At 60.8% G+C, this 18,355-nt stretch carries 18 protein-coding genes; all 18 read left to right on the top strand.

Features of this window, described 5'->3' with window-relative positions:
• Positions 1–149 precede the first annotated feature (149 nt).
• The 18 genes from NIM87_RS02265 (at position 150) to NIM87_RS02180 (ending at position 18,353) form a co-directional block, all read left to right on the top strand.
• On the top strand, positions 150–1,475 hold the full coding sequence (locus NIM87_RS02265) for a TIGR03808 family TAT-translocated repetitive protein (RefSeq protein ID WP_254673002.1): 1,326 nt from the start codon (positions 150–152) through the stop codon (positions 1,473–1,475).
• Positions 1,476–1,583: 108 nt separating this feature from the next.
• Entirely contained in the window at positions 1,584–2,330 is a 747-nt protein-coding gene (gene msrA / locus NIM87_RS02260) for a peptide-methionine (S)-S-oxide reductase MsrA (protein ID WP_254673001.1), read from the top strand.
• Between the two features lie 236 nt (positions 2,331–2,566).
• Positions 2,567–3,115, top strand: coding sequence for an outer membrane protein (locus tag NIM87_RS02255; protein WP_254673000.1), 549 nt, complete (start codon positions 2,567–2,569; stop codon positions 3,113–3,115).
• Positions 3,116–3,434: 319 nt separating this feature from the next.
• On the top strand, positions 3,435–4,028 hold the full coding sequence (locus tag NIM87_RS02250; RefSeq protein WP_254672999.1) for an outer membrane protein: 594 nt from the start codon (positions 3,435–3,437) through the stop codon (positions 4,026–4,028).
• Positions 4,029–4,411: 383 nt separating this feature from the next.
• A complete protein-coding gene (locus NIM87_RS02245) occupies positions 4,412–4,777 on the top strand; it encodes an NADH-quinone oxidoreductase subunit A (RefSeq protein WP_254672998.1) in 366 nt (121 codons plus the stop codon).
• Positions 4,768–5,349 (top strand): NuoB/complex I 20 kDa subunit family protein, encoded by a 582-nt coding sequence (locus tag NIM87_RS02240; RefSeq protein WP_254672997.1) that lies wholly within the window; start codon positions 4,768–4,770, stop codon positions 5,347–5,349. The genes NIM87_RS02245 and NIM87_RS02240 overlap by 10 nt, the downstream gene beginning before the upstream one ends.
• Positions 5,350–5,358: 9 nt before the next feature.
• A complete protein-coding gene (locus tag NIM87_RS02235) occupies positions 5,359–5,991 on the top strand; it encodes an NADH-quinone oxidoreductase subunit C (protein WP_254672996.1) in 633 nt (210 codons plus the stop codon).
• A complete protein-coding gene (locus NIM87_RS02230) occupies positions 5,991–7,181 on the top strand; it encodes an NADH-quinone oxidoreductase subunit D (protein ID WP_254672995.1) in 1,191 nt (396 codons plus the stop codon). The genes NIM87_RS02235 and NIM87_RS02230 overlap by 1 nt, the downstream gene beginning before the upstream one ends.
• The gene (gene nuoE / locus NIM87_RS02225; RefSeq protein ID WP_254672994.1) at positions 7,181–8,500 is read left to right on the top strand and encodes an NADH-quinone oxidoreductase subunit NuoE; all 1,320 of its coding nucleotides are present in this window, start codon (positions 7,181–7,183) and stop codon (positions 8,498–8,500) included. The genes NIM87_RS02230 and nuoE overlap by 1 nt, the downstream gene beginning before the upstream one ends.
• A complete protein-coding gene (locus tag NIM87_RS02220; protein ID WP_254672993.1) occupies positions 8,501–8,704 on the top strand; it encodes a hypothetical protein in 204 nt (67 codons plus the stop codon). It abuts the gene before it with no gap.
• Between the two features lie 2 nt (positions 8,705–8,706).
• Positions 8,707–10,014: an NADH-quinone oxidoreductase subunit NuoF gene (gene nuoF / locus NIM87_RS02215; RefSeq protein WP_254672992.1), complete on the top strand. Its 1,308-nt coding sequence runs from the start codon at positions 8,707–8,709 to the stop codon at positions 10,012–10,014.
• Positions 10,015–10,018: 4 nt separating this feature from the next.
• Positions 10,019–12,121, top strand: coding sequence for an NADH-quinone oxidoreductase subunit NuoG (gene nuoG / locus NIM87_RS02210; RefSeq protein ID WP_254672991.1), 2,103 nt, complete (start codon positions 10,019–10,021; stop codon positions 12,119–12,121).
• A gap of 9 nt (positions 12,122–12,130) precedes the next feature.
• The gene (nuoH, locus tag NIM87_RS02205; protein ID WP_254672990.1) at positions 12,131–13,228 is read left to right on the top strand and encodes an NADH-quinone oxidoreductase subunit NuoH; all 1,098 of its coding nucleotides are present in this window, start codon (positions 12,131–12,133) and stop codon (positions 13,226–13,228) included.
• Positions 13,228–13,716, top strand: coding sequence for an NADH-quinone oxidoreductase subunit NuoI (gene nuoI, locus NIM87_RS02200; protein WP_254672989.1), 489 nt, complete (start codon positions 13,228–13,230; stop codon positions 13,714–13,716). Before nuoH ends, nuoI begins: the two co-directional genes overlap by 1 nt.
• Before the next feature lie 11 nt (positions 13,717–13,727).
• Entirely contained in the window at positions 13,728–14,336 is a 609-nt protein-coding gene (locus NIM87_RS02195) for an NADH-quinone oxidoreductase subunit J (RefSeq protein WP_254672988.1), read from the top strand.
• 15 nt (positions 14,337–14,351) lie between these two features.
• A complete protein-coding gene (nuoK, locus tag NIM87_RS02190) occupies positions 14,352–14,660 on the top strand; it encodes an NADH-quinone oxidoreductase subunit NuoK (protein ID WP_220307475.1) in 309 nt (102 codons plus the stop codon).
• 10 nt (positions 14,661–14,670) lie between these two features.
• A complete protein-coding gene (nuoL, locus tag NIM87_RS02185) occupies positions 14,671–16,770 on the top strand; it encodes an NADH-quinone oxidoreductase subunit L (protein ID WP_254672987.1) in 2,100 nt (699 codons plus the stop codon).
• The gene (locus NIM87_RS02180; protein WP_254672986.1) at positions 16,770–18,353 is read left to right on the top strand and encodes an NADH-quinone oxidoreductase subunit M; all 1,584 of its coding nucleotides are present in this window, start codon (positions 16,770–16,772) and stop codon (positions 18,351–18,353) included. The genes nuoL and NIM87_RS02180 overlap by 1 nt, the downstream gene beginning before the upstream one ends.
• The last annotated feature ends 2 nt before the right edge of the window (positions 18,354–18,355 follow it).

Raw genomic sequence — 18,355 nt, 5'->3', positions numbered from 1 at the left:
TCATCAACGGATCAATCTGGATTTTTGGGACCACTCGTTCTGAACCCAGGTTATCCGCGGGGCGTGAACGACGCCTTAACCATGGCTGCGGCTACTCTGCCGTGTTGGGCCGCCAACACATGGTTTCAATTCAGCAATGAGCATGTTCAGTGACGAACCGTCGACGGATACTGACTGGAATCGCGAGTGCCACCCTGACCCTGGCCGGAATTGGGCGTTCGCTGTCTCAACCATTTGTCGACGCTGCGGCCTTTGGCGTCGAGCCCTCATCAGGCAACGACCAGACCCAGGCGCTTCAGATGGCGGTCGATGCGGCTACCGGGCTGCGGCAGCCGCTTTATCTGGCCGAGGGCACCTATATCGTCGGCAATGTTGCAATCACCGGCGCCCTGATTATTCGGGGCATGGGGCAAGTCATCCTCCAGCTGGGGGCAGGGGATGCGATCCTTGCGGTGAGCGATTGCGATGACGTCGTTATCGAGGGGCTTGCTTTTGATGGCGGAGCGGGCGCTCAGCCCGATGTGGCGCTGCTCAGCGTCACCAATGCCCGGCGCGTGATCGTCCGAGATTGCCGGTTCCGGGGCTCTGCGGGGGCGGGTATCAACGCCTATGGGATGCAGGGGACAATCGAGAACTGCCATCTGACGGACATTGCCGATACCGCAATATTTTCAACCGATGGCGACGGTCTGGACATTGAACGCAATACGATTTCGCGTTGCGGCAATGGCGGCATTCGCGTCTGGCGTTCGGAAAGCGGCCCCGACGGATCGCGCGTTTTGGGAAACCGCATCTCCGACATTGACTGGCTTGGAGGCGGGAATGGCCAGAATGGCAATGGCGTGAACGTTTTTCGTGCCGACAATGTGAGCATTACGGACAATGAGTTTTCCGCCTGTTCGTTCTCGGCCATTCGCCTGAACGCCACGAACAACTGCCAGGTCACCGGCAATCGCTGCTTCGACAGCGGCGAGGTTTCGATCTTCTCGGAGTTTGGATTTTCGGGGTCCATCATCAGCGGCAACCTGATTGACGGCGGCGCGGCCGGCATTTCCATGACCAACTACGATCAGGGCGGCCGCCTGTCGGTTTGCCAGGGCAATATCGTGCGGAACCTGGCCGAACGCTCGCTCACCAATCCAGACACGGTGCCCTATGGAATTGCCGCCGAAGCCGACGCTGCGGTGACGGGCAATGTCGTCGAGGCCGTGCCCGGCACTGGTATCAGCGTAGGGTGGGGACCCTATCTGCGTGACGTGCTGGTGAACGACAATGTCGTGCGCGATTGCGTCCGGGGCATCGTGGTCAGCGTGGCGCCCGGGGCCGGGGCTGCCCAGATCAGCGACAATATGGTCTCAGGGAGCCGGGAACACGGGATCATCGGGTCGCAATGGGACGAAATCGTCAGCACCGACCTGGAAGCCGATTCCGCCAGCTTCCCCAATGTGACCATCGAGGGAAACAGCGTCGTCTAGTGCGCGATCCGGTTACCGTTCATATCGCCGTGAGGGCACTGCGCTTGTGTAACTTCGGGCGCATGATGACCGTATATGCTATCACACGATCAGCATGAGGTTACTCCAATGCCCAACACCCCCACCGCCACGGCTCTGAGCGCCGTCCAGTCGCGCCGCCGCCAGATCCTGTTTGGCCTGGCCGCACTGCCGGCACTGTTTCTGCCGTTCGCGCCGGGCATGACCAGGGCCCAGGAAGCTCCGGTGGTCATTCCTGCGCCGGCGGTCGACCTCGATCAATCGGGCACCAGCGCAACGGCCATTTTCGCCGGCGGCTGCTTTTGGGGTGTGCAGGGCGTGTTTCAGCGGGTGAAGGGTGTAACCAATGCAGTCTCCGGCTATTCCGGGGGTTCGGCGGAGACTGCCACCTATGAATTGTCCTCGCGTGGCGATTCTGGTCACGCCGAAACTGTCGAAATCACCTACGACCCGTCGCAAGTGAGCTATGGCGAGCTGCTGCAGATTTATTTCTCCGTCGCCCACAATCCGACCCAGCTCAATTATCAGGGGCCAGACCGAGGCTCGCAGTACCGCTCGACCATCTTTGTGCAGTCGCGCGAGGAAGAGCAGGTGGCCCAGGCCTATATCGCCCAGTTGGACGCTGCGAATCTATTTGAAGGTCCCATTGTCACGACGCTGGAGCCATTCAAGGCCTTCTACCCGGCCGAGCAATATCATCAGGACTATCTGACCCTGAACCCGACCTGGCCCTATATCGTGGTCCACGACCTTCCCAAGATTGCCGCGCTTGAGGAGATATTTCCCGACAAATTCCGCGCTGAACCGGTGCTTGTCGGGATGTTGCCCGCGAACTGATGTCGCTCTGATGCCCGGTGTGACCTTTGCAACACACTGGGCGGACGCCTCATTTAGGCCGTCTGAAGGCCAGGATTTGGACAGAGAAGCCAAGCAAAAACAGGGTTGTAGCGGCGACATGATAGGCCGGACCAGTCCAGGATTTGGCACGATCAGCCGATGAAAACCATCCAGGAACCGACCCTTAGGGGCGACGTTTCCATTTCATCAGATGGTTCAGAACAAGGAAGACAGCGATGCGTATCTTGAAAACTCTCGCTCTTACAGCCCTGGTCAGCTCAGCGTCGGCGGGTGCCGCCATGGCCGCCGACCTCATCACCATTCCGACCTCCACCCAGGCCGAATTGCCCATCGCCGACGTCGGGTTCGACTGGAGCGGTTTTTATGCCGGCGTGCATGGGGGCGCGCAGAACGGCTCGATCAGTGACGTTCAGTATGGCCTCGGTGCCCAGGCTGGCGTGAATGCCCAATTCGACTTCTATCTGCTTGGCGCCGAAGTGGCGGTGACCGGTCTGGCGGCCAATGGCACTGTCGGCGAAACCAGCTATGGCCAGATCCTGGGTCGCGCGGGCCTGGTCGTCTCTGACAATGTCCTCGTTTACGGTGCCGGTGGTTACGGGATCGACCTTGGCACACCCGCCGAGCAGGATGCCCTGCTGGGCGGCGGCGTGGAACTGGCCGTGACCGACAATGTTTCGGTGCGCGCGCAATACCTGCACGGCTTCCCCATTGAGGGCGGCAACACCAAGGACCAGTTTACGGTCGGCGCCAGCTACCACTTCTAGGCTGGTCCAAAGCCCGATTCGGTCGACCCCGTGCTCACCAGCGCGGGGTCGATCTCATTTCTGGCCATACCGCGACAACTGTATGGCAATGTGGACAAGGTGTTGCCACAATTGGGACGCAATTGCCGGGCCTTCGCGGCCTATTGGTGGCAATTGTATCAAATTGACCCAATTCCGCGGTGTTACTGCAACACCTGCCCCCAAATGGTCATTGAATCTTATCCGCACCACCAAATTTGGCTTCGCGAACCCTTGTCAGCCGCGCGCCCCTGAGGCATTTATCGGTGGACTACGGTTAACTCTATTGGGAGTGCAAGATATGTTTGTACGTTCTCTGGCCATTGGCGTTTCTGCCGCGGCTCTCATGGTTGGTGGTGCTCAGGCTGCTGACCTCATCATCCCGACCACCCCGCAGCCGATCTATGAAGCTGCTGGTTTTGACTGGGAAGGTCTCTATGTCGGCGCCCGTCTCGGCGGTCAGTTCGTCGGTGCAGACACCTATGCTGATAGCAATGTTACTGCCAGCACCACCTATGGTGTTATCGGCGCTGCCGTCGGTGTGAACTTCATCCCGATGGACCCGATCCTGCTCGGCGTTGAAGTCACCGCTGACTACATGTGGAACTCGGCTGCTGTCGTGACCGCTTCGGGCGAATTCTTCGCCAACCTGCGCGCCGGTGCCATCGTCACCGACAACGCTCTGATCTACGCTCTGGCTGGCGTTGGCTTCAACAACACCACCGCTGGTGGTTCGGAAGCCGTCTACCAGGTTGGTGGCGGTGTTGAATTCGCCGTGACCGATGCCATCACCGTTCGCGGTGAACTCGTCGGCCAGGGTGACTTCGCAACGACTGCTCCTGACTCGTTCTTCGAGTCGGCCAAGGCAACTGTTGGCGTGTTCTACCACTTCTAAGTTTGGAGCTTGGGGACGGCCTCCGTCCCCGAGCCATCAATCTTGCCACCCAATTCGGCGGACCGATTCCATCGGTTCGCCGTTTTGGTTTTTGAGTCGTTGGCTCTGCTTGTCCACGCCGGTCTGCGTTATTGCCGCGCATGCTTTCCAACAGCGATTTCCAGCAAAGAACGTGCTCAGGCGCGCCGCCCGAGGGCACAGAACGGCCTGAAACGCTCCGATTGTTATATGATGATTTTGGTCATATTTTCTTTCCCTTGAAACGTTTGGGGGGAAGGTCTAAGCCGTTTCGCATCGCTGGCGCGTCGGCTTCTTTGCCCCAATTGCATTGCCGCCCACGTGCTTATCGGCCGCCCCGGCCGGCTTGAACTTTAGGCTGCCGCATGACCGAATTGCTCAGCAACTACCTACCCATCGTGATCTTTATCGCCCTTGCGGCCCTGATCGGTGGGGCGCTTCTCGTCGCGCCTTTCCTGGTCTCGGTCCAGCGTCCTGATCCTGAAAAGGTATCGGCGTTTGAAGCAGGTTTTGATGCCTTCAGCGATGCTCGCATGAAGGTTGATGTGCGCTTCTATCTGGTGGCCATCCTGTTCATCATCTTCGATCTTGAAATGGCTTTCCTTTTCCCCTGGGCCGTCGCGTTCCGGGATGTGGGTTGGTTCGGCTTCTGGTCCATGATGATCTTCCTGGGCGTGCTGACCATCGGCTTTATTTATGAATGGCGTAAGGGAGCCCTGGAATGGGATTGAGCCCGTCCAGTTCGACACTGGTTACCCCGCGTCCCACCGGCGCGATTGATCCGGCAACGGGTAAGCCCATTGGGGCTGATGATCCGTTTTTCGCCGGTGTAAACAACGAGTTGGCCGACAAGGGTTTTCTTGTCACCACCGTGTCACAGCTCATCACCTGGGCGCGCACCGGCTCGTTGATGTGGATGCAGACAGGTCTGGCCTGCTGCGCCGTGGAAATGATGCAGATGTCGATGCCGCGCTACGACATCGAGCGTTTCGGCACCGCACCGCGCGCATCACCGCGTCAGTCCGACGTGCTGATCGTTGCGGGCACGCTGACCAACAAGATGGCTCCGGCGCTGCGCAAGGTCTACGACCAGATGCCAGAGCCACGTTATGTCATCTCCATGGGCTCGTGCGCCAATGGCGGCGGCTATTATCACTATTCCTATTCCGTGGTGCGCGGCTGCGACCGGGTGCTGCCTGTGGACGTCTATGTTCCGGGTTGCCCGCCGACCGCCGAGGCGCTTCTCTATGGCATCCTGTTGCTGCAGAAGAAGATCCGTCGCGACGGCACGATCGAACGATAGGGCAGGGGCATGGACGAAACTGTTGTTGTCGAGCCGATCGCAATCGACCCGCTGGTGACGCTTGGCGAGCATGTCGCTGCATCCCTGGGCGATGCCGTCCTGGGGTATGAAGTGGCCTATGGTGACCTGACCGTCAGCGTGGCCCGTGATTCCATCGTTACTGTGGCAACCTTCCTGCGCGATGATCCGAAATGCCGGTTCATCGCCTTTGTCGATGTGTGTGGCGCGGACTATCCGGCCCGCGAATTGCGCTTCGACGTGGTCTACCATTTGCTCAGCCCGCATCTGAACCAGCGCATCCGCATCAAGCTCCAAGCCGATGATGTGACGCCGGTTCCTTCCATTTGCGACGTCTTTGTCGGCGCCAACTGGTTTGAGCGCGAGACGTATGACCTTTATGGCGTGCTGTTCTCGGGACATCCCGATCTGCGCCGCATCCTGACCGACTATGGCTTTGACGGTCACCCGTTGCGCAAGGATTTCCCGCTGACCGGCTTTGTCGAAGTCCGATACGACGAAGAGCGCAAGCGCGTCGTCTATGAGCCGGTGACCCTGGCGCAGGAATTCCGCTCGTTCGATTACCTGTCACCCTGGGAAGGTACCGATTACGTGCTGCCCGGTGACGAGAAGGCGAAGAACTGATGTCTGAAGTCGATGTCCGCAACTTCACCCTGAACTTCGGCCCCGTGCACCCCTCGGCGCACGGCGTGCTGCGCATGATTCTCGAGCTTGATGGCGAACTGGTCGAACGCGTCGATCCGCATATCGGGCTGCTGCATCGCGGCACGGAAAAGCTGATCGAATACAAGACCTACCTGCAGGCCGTGCCCTATTTCGACCGCCTCGACTATGTGGCGCCGATGAATCAGGAGCACGCCTTTGCCCTGGCGGTTGAGCGCATGCTCGAGATTGAGGTGCCGCGCCGCGGCCAGCTCATCCGCGTGCTCTATTCGGAAATCGGCCGCCTCCTGGCGCATCTGATGAACGTCACCACCCAGGCCATGGATATTGGCGCTCTGACCCCGCCGCTTTGGGGTTTCGAGCAGCGTGAAAAGCTCATGGTGTTTTATGAGCGCGCTTCGGGCGCCCGCATGCACGCGGCTTATTTCCGTCCCGGCGGTGTCCATCAGGACCTGCCGCAGGCATTGGTCGACGATATCGGCGTGTTCTGTGATGAGTTCCCCAAGGCTCTCAAGGACATCGACACGCTGCTGACCAACAACCGCATCTTCAAGCAGCGCAATGTCGATATCGGCATCGTGCCGCTCGAAGAGGTTTGGGGCCGTGGTTTCTCGGGTGTCATGGTGCGTGCGTCCGGCGCAGCCTGGGATCTGCGCAAGAGCCAGCCCTATGATGCCTATGCCGAAATGGAATTCGACATTCCGGTCGGCTCCAACGGCGATTGTTATGATCGTTACCTGATCCGCATGGAAGAAATGCGCCAGGCCAACGAGATCATGCGCCAGTGCGTCGCCAAGCTGAACGCGCCGGATGGCAAGGGCCCCGTGGCCTCGACCGACGGCAAAGTGGTGCCGCCCAAGCGTGGCGAGATGAAGCAGTCCATGGAGGCGCTCATCCACCACTTCAAGCTGTATACCGAGGGCTACAAGGTGCCTGCCGGTGAGATCTACGCGGCCGTCGAAGCCCCCAAGGGCGAGTTCGGCGTCTATCTGGTGTCCGATGGCACCAACAAGCCCTATCGCTGTCATATCCGTGCGCCGGGCTTTGCCCATCTGAGCGCCATGGATCACCTCTGCCGCGGCCACATGCTGGCAGACGTGACGGCGATTCTTGGGTCGATTGATATCGTGTTCGGAGAGGTTGATCGCTGATGTCCACGCGACGCCTTGCAGACGAGTCGGTGCAGCCGGCAAGTTTCGCTTTTAACAATGACAACCAGGCCTGGGCCGAAAAGCGCATTGCGCTTTATCCGGCTGGCCGTCAGCAGTCTGCCGTCATCCCGCTGCTTATGCGGGCGCAGGATCAGGACGGCTGGGTTACCCGCGCGACCATCGAAAAGGTCGCCGAGATGCTGGATATGCCCTATATCCGCGTCCTCGAAGTGGCGACCTTCTACACCCAGTTCCAGCTGCAGCCGGTGGGCACCAATGCCCATATCCAGGTCTGTGGCACCACGCCCTGCATGCTGCGCGGTGCTGAGGGGCTGATCGAGGTCTGCAAGTCCAAGATCCATCCCGAGCCGCACCATCTCAATGCCGATGGCACGATGAGCTGGGAAGAAGTCGAGTGCCTTGGCGCTTGCGTGAATGCGCCGATGGTCATGATCTACCACGACGTCTACGAAGACCTGACGCCCGAGCGCATGGAAGAGATCGTCGACGCCTTTGCTGCTGGCAAGGGCGACACTGTCAATCCCGGCCCGCAGATCGACCGCCAGACCTCCGCCGCCATTGGTGGACGCACGACGTTGCTCGAAACGCCGACCGCCAAGCGCGAAAAGTTCGTGCCACCACCGGCGCCTGAGGCCGCTCCTGCCGCAGCGGCGCCTGTCGCTGCCCCAGCACCGGCCGCCACAACCGCGGCCAAGCCCAAGGATGTTGCCGAAGAGAATGCTCCGGCCATCAAGGGAACGCCCAAGGCAGCCAAGGTCAGCCTGGCCAAGGCGGAAGCCGAGCGCATTTCTGCCGATGTGGCCGCCAAGGCCGACGGCACGCCGAACAACGCCATGCGAGAAGGTGCGACCGGCGCCGAATCCAGGGCAGAGGCCGTCGATGGCGGCAAAGCCGTGGGCAAGGCCAAGGCCACCCCACCGGCCCAGGGTGGAGCCTCGGCTGGGGTCGAGAAGACGAAACCTGCCATTGTGGCACCTGCAGCCAATCCGAACGAGGTCGTTCCAACCGCCGAAAAGGGTGGTGAGTTGACCCCGCTGTTTGTGCGTCCTGAGGGCCCTTCTGACGATCTCAAGCTGATATCGGGCGTCGGTCCGGTGATTGAGCGCAAGCTCAATGCCCTGGGCATCACCCGCTATGACCAGATTGCAAAATTCAAGAAGGCCGATATCGCGCGCGTTGACGCGGTGTTGAACTTCAAGGGCCGGATCGAGCGCGATGATTGGCTGAAGCAAGCCAAGGCGCTCGCCAAGGGTGGCGCCGACGAATACCGCAAGGTCTTCGGGAAGGATCCGCGCTAAATGACCATTGCCGGCGTCGACATTGCTGCACTGACCTTTCGGGACTACGCCATTGGCGCGGTCTACGCGGTCTTGGGCACGTTCGTCGTCACCGGTGCCGAAATGGTCTTCGATTTCGAGCTGCCCAGCCTTGTGGCTTCGGCGGCAGGGGCAGCAATTGGAATTGCTGCCTGGTTTGTCTTTTTGTTGAAGCGGAAAAGCTGATCATGCTCGCTGACAAGGATCGCATTTTCACCAATCTCTACGGCCACCACGATTGGCGGCTCGAAGGCGCACGCGAACGCGGCGGCTGGGTTGGGACCAAGGAATTTATCGACCAGGGTCGTGACTGGATCACCAACGAGGTCAAGTCCTCGGGCCTGCGTGGTCGTGGTGGCGCCGGTTTCCCGACGGGTCTCAAATGGTCGTTCATGCCCAAGCAGAGCGATGGCCGTCCGCATTACCTGCTGGTCAACGCCGACGAATCCGAGCCGGGCACCTGCAAGGACCGCGAGATCCTGCGCCACGATCCGCACCACCTGATCGAAGGGTGCCTGCTGGCCTGCCGCGCGATGGATGCGCATCTGGCCTTCATCTATGTGCGCGGCGAGTTCATCCGTGAACGCCAGCGCCTCGAAGAAGCCGTGCAGGAAGCCTATGACGCCAAGCTGATCGGCAAGGACAATGTCCATGGCTGGGACCTGGACATCATCGTCCACCACGGTGCCGGCGCTTACATCTGCGGCGAAGAAACCGCGCTGATGGAATCGCTCGAAGGCAAGAAGGGCCAGCCGCGTTTGAAGCCGCCGTTCCCGGCCGGTATGGGCGTCTATGGCAACCCGACAACCGTCAATAACGTCGAATCCATCGCCGTCGTGCCCGAAATCCTGCGCCGCTCCGGTGCATGGTTCTCCTCCATCGGTCGTCCCAACAATGTCGGCACCAAGCTGTTCATGGTCTCGGGCCATGTGAACCGGCCGGCCACCTTCGAGGAAGCCCTGGGCGAAAGCTTCAAGGACATCATCGAGAAGCACTGCGGCGGCATTCGCGGCGGCTGGGACAATCTGTTGGCTGTCATTCCCGGCGGCGCATCCTGCCCGGTCGTGCGTGGCGAAGACATGATGGACGCCGTCATGGATTTCGATGGCATGCGCGAGAAGAAGTCGAGCTTCGGCACCGGCGGCATGATCATCATGGACAAGTCCACCGACATCATCAAAGCCATCTGGCGCATCTCGGCCTTCTTCAAGCATGAGAGCTGCGGCCAGTGTACGCCGTGTCGCGAAGGCACGGGCTGGATGATGCGCGTCATGGAACGCATGGTCGAGGGTCGCGCCCAGAAGCGCGAAATCGACATGCTGTTCGAAGTGACCAAGCAGATCGAAGGCCACACCATCTGTGCTCTTGGCGACGCTGCCGCGTGGCCGATCCAGGGCCTGATCCGCAATTTCCGCCCGACCATCGAGGCGCGGATCGAGCAGTATACCTATTCATCCACCAGCGACGGCGCCGTTCCGTCCATCGCTGCGGAGTAAGCTGATGGCTCAATTGAAAGTCGACGGCCAGCTCGTCGAAGTCCCCGATCACTACACCCTGATGCAGGCAGCCGAGGCCGCAGGCGCGGAAATCCCGCGCTTCTGCTACCACGAGCGCCTGTCGGTCGCCGGCAATTGCCGCATGTGCCTTGTGGAAGTGAAGGGCGGCCCGCCAAAGCCCCAGGCTTCGTGCGCCATGTCGGTCAAGGACCTGCGTCCCGGCCCCAATGGCGAACCGCCCGAAATGTTCACCAACACGCCCATGGTCAAGAAGGCCCGCGAAGGCGTGATGGAGTTCCTGCTGATCAATCACCCGCTCGATTGCCCGATCTGCGATCAGGGCGGCGAGTGCGATCTGCAGGACCAGGCCATGGCCTATGGCGTTTCCGGCTCGCGCTTCCACGAGAACAAGCGCGCCGTCGAAGACAAGTACATGGGCCCGCTGATCAAGACGGCGATGAACCGCTGCATTCACTGCACGCGCTGCGTTCGCTTCACCACCGAAGTCGCCGGCATTTCCGAGCTGGGCCTTCTGGGTCGCGGCGAGGATGCCGAGATCACGCCCTATCTCGAACGCGCACTGACCAGCGAGCTGCAGGGCAATGTCATTGACCTGTGCCCGGTTGGCGCGCTGACCTCCAAGCCCTACGCCTTCAATGCGCGGCCCTGGGAGCTGACCAAGACTGAATCCATCGACGTGATGGATGCCGTCGGTTCGGCCATCCGCGTCGATAGCCGTGGCCGCGAAGTCATGCGCGTTCTGCCGCGCGTCAACGAGGCCATCAACGAAGAGTGGATTTCGGACAAGACCCGCTTCATCTGGGATGGTCTCAAGAGCCAGCGGCTCGATCGCCCCTATGTGCGCAAGTCCGGTAAGCTCCAGCCTGCCAGCTGGGACGAGGCTTTTGCCGCCGTCGCCGCGCGCATCAAGAAGGCCGGCAACAAGGTCGGCGCCATCGCCGGTGATCTCGCCGCGGTCGAGGAAATGTATGCGCTCAAGGGCCTGCTGGCTTCGCTCGGCTCGGGCATGACCGATGTGCGTCCCGCCATGTCGGGCATTGATCCGTCCATGCCGCGCTCGGCCTATCTCTTCAACCCGACCATTGCCGGGATCGAACAGGCCGACGCTATTCTCATCATCGGCGCCAATCCCCGCAAGGAAGCGGCGCTGATCAACGCCCGTATCCGCAAGACCTGGCGCGCCACCAATCTGCCCATCGCCGTCATCGGCGAGCAGGCCGACCTGACTTACAACTATGAGCATCTGGGCAATGGGTTTGATACCCTGGCCAATCTGGCTGCCGGTAATGGTGCCTTTGCCGAAACCCTCAAGAATGCCCAGCGCCCGTTGATCATCGTGGGTGAAGGCGCTGTCTCCCATGCGTCGCTTGGCAAGCAGGCCGGCAGGGATACCATCGCGCTCGCCGCCAAGCTGGCCACCGGCGCCAATGTCGCCGAAGGCTGGAACGGCTTCGCGCTGCTGCACAATGCGGCCAGCCGCGTCGGCGGCATCGACATCGGCTTCGTGCCACACGACGGCGGCGTCTGCTCGGCTGATCAGATCGGCCTGGCCGGCAAGGGCGAACTCGACGTTCTGTTCCTGCTCGGCGCCGACGAATACGACACGTCCGCCATGGGCAAGGCCTTTGTGGTCTATATCGGCTCGCATGGCGACAAGGGCGCACATCGTGCCGATGTCATCCTGCCGGGTGCGACCTATACCGAAAAGTCCGGCACCTATGTGAACACCGAAGGCCGCGTGCAGGTCACCGCCCGCTCTGTGTTCCCGCCGGGCGACGCCAAGGAAGACTGGGCCATCATTCGCGCCCTGTCCGGTGTCATCGGCAAGCCGTTGCCTTACAATTCGCTAGCTCAGCTGCGCGCGGCGCTTTATGCGGAATTCCCGCATCTTGCCCGCATCGACCAGATCGTCCCCGGTTCGGCGGCGGACGTCGCCAAGCTGGGCAAGGCCGCCATCAAGACCAAGTCGGCGCCCTATGTGTCGATGGTCACCGATTTCTACCTCAGCAATCCGATTGCGCGTGCCTCGGCCACCATGGCCGAATGCGCCCAGATGGCCGCAGGCTTGCGGCAGGCTGCGGAGTAGGGGAGCACAATGGACTTTTTTCTCTCCGCACTCGACTATCTGCTCGGCATTCCCTTCCTTGGTTGGGGTGAGCAGATTGGCTTTGTTTACAAGGGCTTGGCGCTGCTTGTTGGCCTGCTGATCTTCACCGCCTTCATCCTTCTGGCTGACCGCAAGATCTGGGCCGCCGTGCAGATGCGCCGTGGCCCGAACGTGGTCGGTCCCTTTGGCCTCCTGCAGTCCTTTGCCGACTTGTTGAAGTTCGTCTTCAAGGAAGTGGTCATTCCGGCCGGTTCCGACAAGGTGCTGTTCCTGCTGGCACCACTGATCACTGCGACGCTGGCGCTCGCCGGCTGGGCGGTGATCCCCGTGGACAATGGCTGGGCCATGGCCAATATCAATGTGGGTATTCTCTACCTGCTCGGTATTTCCTCGCTCGGCGTCTATGGCGTCATCATTGGCGGCTGGGCCTCCAACTCGAAGTATCCGTTCCTGGGTGCGCTGCGTTCGGCGGCGCAGATGGTGTCCTACGAAGTCTCCATCGGCCTCGTCATCATCACCGTGCTGCTCTGCGTCGGTTCGCTCAACCTCAACGACATCGTGGTCGCCCAATCAGAAATGGGTCTCGCTCATGCCCTGGGCGTGCCGTGGCTGAGCTTCCTGAACTGGTTCTGGCTGCCGCTCTTCCCGATGTTCGTGGTGTTCTACATTTCGGCCCTGGCCGAAACCAACCGCCCACCCTTCGATATGGTCGAAGGCGAATCCGAGCTGGTGGCGGGCTTCATGACCGAATATTCGGCCACGCCCTACCTGCTGTTCATGCTGGGTGAGTACATCGCCATCCTGCTGATGTGCGCCATGACCACGATCCTTTTCCTCGGGGGTTGGGCCGCACCAATCGACCTGCCACCCTTCACCTGGATTCCGGGTGTCATCTGGTTCTTCATCAAGGTTAGTCTCGTCTTCTTCATGATCGCCATGGCAAAGGCCATTGTGCCGCGCTACCGCTACGACCAGCTCATGCGGATCGGCTGGAAGCTGTTCCTGCCGCTCTCGCTGATCATGGTCGTGATCGTCGCTTTTGTTCTCCAGCTGACCGGCTGGGGCTGGCACGGGGGTATTGCCTGATGCGCGCCGGACAAGTCATCAACACGCTGCTGCTCAAGGAATTCGTTTCGGCCTTCTTCCTGGCCATGCGTTATTTCTTCGGTGCCAAGCCGACCATCAACTATCCCTTCGAAAAGGGTGCGGTATCGCCGCGCTTCCGGGGTGAGCATGCCCTGCGTCGCTATCCCAATGGGGAAGAGCGCTGCATTGCCTGCAAGCTATGCGAAGCCATCTGCCCGGCGCAGGCCATCACCATCGAAGCGGGGCCCCGCCAGAACGACGGCACCCGCCGCACCGTTCGCTACGACATCGACATGGTGAAGTGCATCTATTGCGGCTTCTGTCAGGAGGCCTGCCCGGTGGACGCCATTGTCGAAGGCCCGAACTTCGAATTCGCAACAGAAACGCGCGAGGAGCTCTATTTTTCGAAAGAGAAGCTCCTCAGCAATGGCGACCGGTGGGAGCGTGAAATCGCTGCCAACCTCAGCGCCGATGCGCCTTATCGCTGAGAGGGAAGAGCATGACCCTTCCGCTGTTCTTCTTCTACGTCTTTGCCACCATCACCGTGGCGTCGGCCTTCATGGTCATCTCCGCGCGCAATCCCGTGCATGCGGTGCTGTTCCTGATCCTGGCCTTCGTCAACGCTGCGGGCCTGTTCATGCTGGCGGGGGCCGAGTTCCTCGCCCTGCTGCTGATCGTGGTCTATGTCGGCGCCGTCGCGGTGCTGTTCCTCTTCGTCGTGATGATGCTCGACGTCGACTTTGCCGAAATGAAGTCGGGGCTGCTGGCCTATGCGCCTGTTGGCATGGTCGTCGGGGCCATCCTTTTCCTTGAACTGCTTCTGGTGGCCGGCAGCTTTGTCGTCGCGCCTGATGTGGTGGGAGCAGGGGGCTTGCCGATCGATGCGACCATGGACAACACGCGTGCGTTGGGGCAGGTGCTCTACACGCGCTACATCTTCCTGTTCCAGGGTGCGGCTGCGGTGCTGCTGGTGGCCATGATTGGCGCCATCGTGCTGACACTGCGCCACCGGCCAGGCATCAAGCGGCAGAGCACTGCCGCGCAGCTGGGCCGCAAGCCCAGCGAGACGGTGAGAAACGTCAAAGTACAAAGCGGTCAGGGGCTGTAGGGGGTTATCATGGGTCTGGAAATCGGGCTCGGTCATTACCTGACCGTAGCGGCAATCCTGTTCACGCTGGGCGTGTTCGGCATTTTCATCAACCGCAAGAACATCATCGTCATCCTGATGTCGGTGGAATTGATCCTGCTGGCCGTCAATCTCAACTTCGTGGCCTTCAGCGCCCACCTCAACGACCTTCAGGGTCAGGTGTTTGCGCTGATGATCCTCACCGTGGCTGCCGCAGAGGCTGCCATCGGCCTCGCCATCCTGGTTATCTTCTACCGCAACCGCGGCTCCATCGCGGTTGAAGACGTCAATATGATGAAGGGCTAAGAGCACCGCTATGATCATTCAGGCGATTGTTTTCCTGCCCCTCATCGGGGCGCTTGTGGCCGGCCTTCTTGGCCGCTCTATTGGCCATCGGCCAAGTGAGTTCATCACCACCGGCCTGCTGCTGATTGCGGCCGTGCTGAGCTGGTACGTATTCATCCCGGTTGCCTTTGGCGACGGCCTGGTTGGCGCCGCGGGCGATGGCCATGCTGCGGTCGTCAAGGTCGAGGTGATGCGCTGGATTCAGGTCGGTGACATGGATCTGCGCTGGATCCTGCGGGTCGACACCCTGACCGCCGTCATGCTGGTGGTGGTCAACACGGTGTCCGCGCTCGTGCACCTCTATTCCATCGGCTACATGAACGAAGATCCGCACCGCTCGCGCTTCTTCGCCTATCTCTCGCTCTTTACCTTCGCCATGCTCATGCTGGTGACTGCCGACAACTTCCTGCAGATGTTCTTCGGCTGGGAAGGCGTGGGCCTGGCCTCCTATCTGCTGATCGGCTTCTGGTACACCAAGCCTTCGGCAACTGCGGCGGCCATGAAGGCCTTTATCGTCAACCGCGTCGGTGACTTCGGCTTTGCCCTCGGCATTTTCGGTGCCTTCCTGGTACTCGGCCATATCGACTTCGACGGCGCTTTCCATGCCGCTGACGAGTTCGCCACCACTGGCCTGCCGGTCATCCAGTTCCTGAACTGGCAGCTCGACGCCATGACTGTGGTCTGCCTGCTGCTGTTCATGGGCGCCATGGGCAAGTCGGCGCAGTTCCTGCTGCACACCTGGCTGCCGGACGCCATGGAAGGCCCGACCCCGGTGTCGGCGCTGATCCATGCCGCGACCATGGTGACGGCGGGCGTATTCATGGTGGCGCGCCTGTCGCCGCTGTTTGAAACATCGCCTTTCGCGCTCACCGTCGTTATCGTCATCGGCGCCATCACCGCTTTCTTCGCGGCAACCGTTGGCCTCGTTCAGAACGACATCAAGCGCGTCATCGCCTATTCGACCTGTTCGCAGCTGGGCTATATGTTCGTAGCGCTCGGCGTCGGCGCCTATTCGGCCGGTGTGTTCCACCTTTTCACCCATGCCTTCTTCAAGGCGCTCCTGTTCCTCGGCGCCGGCGCGGTTATCCACGCCATGCACCATGAGCAGGACATGCGGAACATGGGCGGCCTTCGCAAAAAGATCCCCATCACCTATGCGATGATGATGATCGGTACGTTGGCCCTGACGGGCGTCGGCATCCCGGGCACCAATTTCGGCTTTGCTGGCTTCTTCTCCAAGGACGCCATCATCGAAAGCGCCTATGCCTATGGCGGCAATGTCGGCTCGTTGGCCTTCTGGCTGCTGGTCATCGCCGCTCTGTTCACCAGCTTCTATTCTTGGCGCCTGGTTCACCTGACTTTCCACGGCTCGCCGCGCGATGCGCAGCATGCCGGCGAAGGCCCGCATCCAGATCCGGCTCATGCGGCGCTTGAAAGCCATGATGAACCGATCAGCGACCATGGCCACGACGATCACGGTCACCACGGCTCGGCCTATGACAATGCGCACGAAGCGCCCAATGTCATGCTGGTGCCGCTCTATGTGCTGGCACTCGGTGCGGTCCTGGCCGGCGTGGTGTTCTATGGCATGTTCTTCCACGACGTGGAGCACATCGAGCACTTCTTCGCCGGTTCGCTCTATATCGATCACGAGATCATCGAGGGCGCCCATCACGTGCCGCTCTGGGTCAAGTGGAGCGCCTCGATTGCCATGATCATCGGCTTCGTCGCCGCCTGGTACATGTATATCCGCCGTCCCGACATGCCGGGTCGCCTGGCCGCCACCAATCCTGGGCTCTACAAGTTCCTGCTCAACAAGTGGTACTTCGACGAACTCTACAACACGATCTTCGTGCGCCCTGCGCTCTGGATCGGCAATGCGGTCTGGAAGGGCTTTGATGACTGGCTGGTTGACGGCAAGATCACCGAAGGCCTTGGCCGCCGCGTGCAGAATGTCACCAGCTGGGTCGTCAAACTCCAGTCCGGCTATCTCTACCACTATGCCTTCGCCATGCTGATCGGCATCGCGGCGCTGTTGACCTGGGCCATTACGGCCGGGGGACTGATCTGATGACCTTCGAGAATTCCATCCTCACGCTTCTGACCTGGCTGCCAACGCTCGGCGCCGCCATTCTGCTGCTGACGCCGAAGGGCTCGGTCAATGCCATCCGCTGGATGTCGCTGGCCATTACCCTGGTTGTCTTCGTGCTCTCGCTGGTCCTCTGGCAGAGCTTTGATGCCTCCAATCCGGGCTTCCAGTTCGTCGTGAACATGCCCTGGATCGGCGACAGCATCGGTTACCGCGTCGGCGTCGACGGCATTTCGGTGCTCTTCGTGGTGCTGACGGCGCTGCTGATGCCAGCCGTCGTGCTGGCCAGCTGGGACGTCGACACGCGCGTCAAGGAATACATGATTGTGTTCCTGGTGCTCGAAACGCTGATGATCGGCGTGTTCACCACGCTCGACCTGGCCATGTTCTACGTCTTCTTTGAAGGCACCTTGCTGCCGATGTTCCTCATCATCGGCATTTGGGGCGGCGCACAGCGTATCCAGGCGGCCTACAAGTTTTTCTTCTACACCTTCGTCGGCTCGGTCCTGATGCTGCTGGCCATGATGGCCATGTATTGGGATGCCGGAACCACCGACATCATCCGCCTGCTGGGCCATGAATTCCCGGTCGGCATGCAGACCTGGCTCTGGCTGGCCTTCTTCGCCTCGCTGGCAGTGAAAATGCCCATGTGGCCGTTCCACCGCTGGTTGCCTGAAGCCCACGTGCAGGCGCCGACGGCTGGCTCGGTCATTCTGGCCGCAATTCTTCTAAAGCTTGGCGGCTACGGCTTCCTGCGCTTTTCCCTGCCCATGTTCCCCGAAGCCTCGGCGCAATTCGCCAATTTCGTCTTCCTGCTCTCGGTTGCTGCCATCATCCTGACCTCGCTGGTCGCTCTGGTGCAGACCGATATCAAGAAGCTGATTGCCTATTCGTCGGTCGCCCACATGGGCTTCGTGACCATGGGCATCTTTGCCGGCAACGCCCTGGGCGTGCAGGGCGCCATGTTCCAGATGATTTCTCACGGTATCGTCTCAGGCGCGCTCTTCCTCTGCGTCGGCGTCATCTATGACCGCATGCACACCCGCGAGATTTCCGCCTATGGCGGCCTCGTCGAGCGCATGCCGCAATACGCCTTTGCCTTCATGGTCTTCACCATGGCCAATGTCGGCCTGCCAGGCACGTCGGGCTTCGTCGGTGAATTCCTCACCATGATCGGCGTGTTCCAGGTCAACACCTGGGTGGCGTTCGGCGCAGCCTTTGGCGTCATCTTCTCGGCTGGCTATGCCCTTTGGCTCTATCGCCGCGTCATCTTCGGCGCGCTGACCAAGGATTCGCTCAAGGGCATTCTTGACCTCAACCTGCGCGAAAAGCTGGTGCTCTATCCGCTGATCGTGCTGACCGTGGTGTTCGGTTTCTATCCGGCCCCCATCCTCGATACGACCGCTGCTGCGGTTGATAATCTGGTGGCGCAATATGCGACCGCGAACGGCCTCGATCCGGCCGTGGCCCAGGCCGATGCCCGCGCCCCCCTTGAATATGTCGCGCCTGTCGAAGGCGCGGCCCAGCCGGCCGATGACCATGCGGCCGAGCCTGCTGCGCATTAGGA

Source organism: Devosia ureilytica, assembly GCF_024273195.1.
GTDB classification, from domain to species: Bacteria; Pseudomonadota; Alphaproteobacteria; order Rhizobiales; family Devosiaceae; genus Devosia; species Devosia ureilytica.
Note: the sequence above shows the minus strand (reverse complement) of the source record. Positions and strands in the feature narration are given on the sequence as shown.

Excerpts from the sequence above, each read along its gene's own strand:
- NIM87_RS02240 (WP_254672997.1), top strand. The coding sequence starts at position 4,768 with ATGGGATTGAGCCCGTCCAGTTCGACACTGGTTACCCCGCGTCCCACC.
- NIM87_RS02195 (WP_254672988.1), top strand. The coding sequence starts at position 13,728 with ATGACCCTTCCGCTGTTCTTCTTCTACGTCTTTGCCACCATCACCGTG.
- nuoH (WP_254672990.1), top strand. The coding sequence starts at position 12,131 with ATGGACTTTTTTCTCTCCGCACTCGACTATCTGCTCGGCATTCCCTTC.
- NIM87_RS02250 (WP_254672999.1), top strand. The coding sequence starts at position 3,435 with ATGTTTGTACGTTCTCTGGCCATTGGCGTTTCTGCCGCGGCTCTCATG.
- NIM87_RS02235 (WP_254672996.1), top strand. The coding sequence starts at position 5,359 with ATGGACGAAACTGTTGTTGTCGAGCCGATCGCAATCGACCCGCTGGTG.
- NIM87_RS02255 (WP_254673000.1), top strand. The coding sequence starts at position 2,567 with ATGCGTATCTTGAAAACTCTCGCTCTTACAGCCCTGGTCAGCTCAGCG.
- NIM87_RS02220 (WP_254672993.1), top strand. The coding sequence starts at position 8,501 with ATGACCATTGCCGGCGTCGACATTGCTGCACTGACCTTTCGGGACTAC.
- nuoE (WP_254672994.1), top strand. The coding sequence starts at position 7,181 with ATGTCCACGCGACGCCTTGCAGACGAGTCGGTGCAGCCGGCAAGTTTC.
- msrA (WP_254673001.1), top strand. The coding sequence starts at position 1,584 with ATGCCCAACACCCCCACCGCCACGGCTCTGAGCGCCGTCCAGTCGCGC.
- NIM87_RS02245 (WP_254672998.1), top strand. The coding sequence starts at position 4,412 with ATGACCGAATTGCTCAGCAACTACCTACCCATCGTGATCTTTATCGCC.
- nuoF (WP_254672992.1), top strand. The coding sequence starts at position 8,707 with ATGCTCGCTGACAAGGATCGCATTTTCACCAATCTCTACGGCCACCAC.
- nuoI (WP_254672989.1), top strand. The coding sequence starts at position 13,228 with ATGCGCGCCGGACAAGTCATCAACACGCTGCTGCTCAAGGAATTCGTT.
- NIM87_RS02230 (WP_254672995.1), top strand. The coding sequence starts at position 5,991 with ATGTCTGAAGTCGATGTCCGCAACTTCACCCTGAACTTCGGCCCCGTG.
- nuoL (WP_254672987.1), top strand. The coding sequence starts at position 14,671 with ATGATCATTCAGGCGATTGTTTTCCTGCCCCTCATCGGGGCGCTTGTG.
- nuoG (WP_254672991.1), top strand. The coding sequence starts at position 10,019 with ATGGCTCAATTGAAAGTCGACGGCCAGCTCGTCGAAGTCCCCGATCAC.
- NIM87_RS02180 (WP_254672986.1), top strand. The coding sequence starts at position 16,770 with ATGACCTTCGAGAATTCCATCCTCACGCTTCTGACCTGGCTGCCAACG.